The sequence below is a fragment of the Methylorubrum zatmanii genome (assembly GCF_014845115.1).
Taxonomy (GTDB): domain Bacteria; phylum Pseudomonadota; class Alphaproteobacteria; order Rhizobiales; family Beijerinckiaceae; genus Methylobacterium; species Methylobacterium zatmanii.
The window spans coordinates 1-1,407 of the sequence record NZ_NKUI01000340.1 but is presented as its reverse complement, the minus strand read 5'-3'; the positions used below and the strand labels follow the sequence as shown (position 1 = coordinate 1,407).

The 1,407-nt window shown below is 70.9% G+C and carries 2 protein-coding genes; one reads left to right on the top strand and one right to left on the bottom strand.

The window, feature by feature from the left end; genetic code table 11:
- On the bottom strand, positions 1-458 hold a 458-nt coding region (locus MZTS_RS24530; RefSeq protein ID WP_192285929.1), incomplete at its 3' end, for a LysR family transcriptional regulator.
- A gap of 162 nt (positions 459-620) precedes the next feature.
- Between MZTS_RS24530 and MZTS_RS24525 the strand changes: the two genes are divergently transcribed.
- Positions 621-1,407 (top strand): VOC family protein (locus MZTS_RS24525; protein WP_192285928.1); only part of this gene is annotated, 787 nt, incomplete at its 3' end.

The following is a 1,407-nucleotide window of genomic DNA, read 5'->3' as shown; positions in this document are numbered from 1 at the left end:
ATCTGCCCCTGGCCGATGCGGTGGTCGATCTCGTCGGCGGCGGGTTCGATCTCGGCCTGCGCATCGGACAGGTGCAGATCGACGGAGACCTGACGATGCGCCGCCAGGAAATCCGGCAGCACCGGCGCGACATGGGCGATCCCGAAGGACATCGGTGCGGCGAGGCGGACCCGGCCGCGCGGCGTTCCGTTGGCGTCGAGGGCGCGCGCCTCCGCCGCCTCGCCGGCCGCGAGCAGGGCGGCCGCATCCTCCCGCGCGGCGCGGCCCGCTTCCGTGAGGGCGAGGCGCCGGGAGGTCCGGTGAAACAGACGCGCGCCGAGCCGCGCCTCCAGTCGCGCCACCGCCTTCGAGACCGTGGCCTTGGACAGGCTTAGCTCCTCCGCTGCGCGGGCGAAGGAGAGGCTGTCGGCCACCATCGCGAAGACGGCCCAGGCCTCGAAATCGGGCAGACGGCTCATCGGCATTCCGTTCGCAGGTGGCCCGAATCTCATTGGGCATTTTCAGAAACGATGCGTTTCAATCGTTTCTATTTTCGTACATCTCGGCAAGGGCCAGATTGGGCTCACACCGATCGCGGCAGCCCTCCCGGCTCTCCGGCGATCCAGCGACGGAGCCCCATCATGACCGAGCACGGCCTCCACCACGTCACGGCCTTCGCCAGCGACCCGGCCCGCACCATCGCCTTCTACACCCGCGTGCTGGGCCTGCGACTCGTCAAGAAGACCGTCAATTTCGACGATCCCGGCACCTACCACCTGTATTTCGGCGACGAGGCGGGGGCGCCCGGCACGATCCTGACCTTCTTTCCGATCCCGAATGCCGCTGCCGGCCGGGTCGGCATCGGTCAGGTCTCGGAGACGGGCTTCCGCGTGCCGCGTGCCGCGATCGGCGCCTGGACGCACCGGCTTGTCGCCCTCGGCATCCCTCATGAGGCGCCGGTGACCGCCTTCGGTGAGACGGTCCTGCGCTTCCGCGATCCCGACGGGATGCCGCTGGCCCTCGTCGGAATCGACGGGGCGGAGGGTGAGCCGGCCTGGGGCGCGGAGGGCATCGCCGCCGAGGAGGCGATCCGCGGCCTGCACGGCGTCACCCTGCTCCTGCGCGAGGCGGAGGCGACCGCCGCGATCCTCACCGACGTCCTCGGCTTTGCCGAGACCGGCCGCGAGGGAAGCCAGATCCGTCTCACGACCGGTGCCAGACTCGGCGGCGCCGTGACCCTGCGGGCGGTGGGCGACTTCCTGCCGGGGCGGCAGGGAGCCGGCTCGGTCCACCATATCGCCTTCCGCGCCGCCGACGACGCGGCGCAGGAGGCGATGACGGACCGGCTGCGCGGGATGCACGGCCTGGCCGTGACCGAGCAGCGCGACCGTCAGTACTTCCGCTCGGTCTATTTCCGTGAGCCCGGCG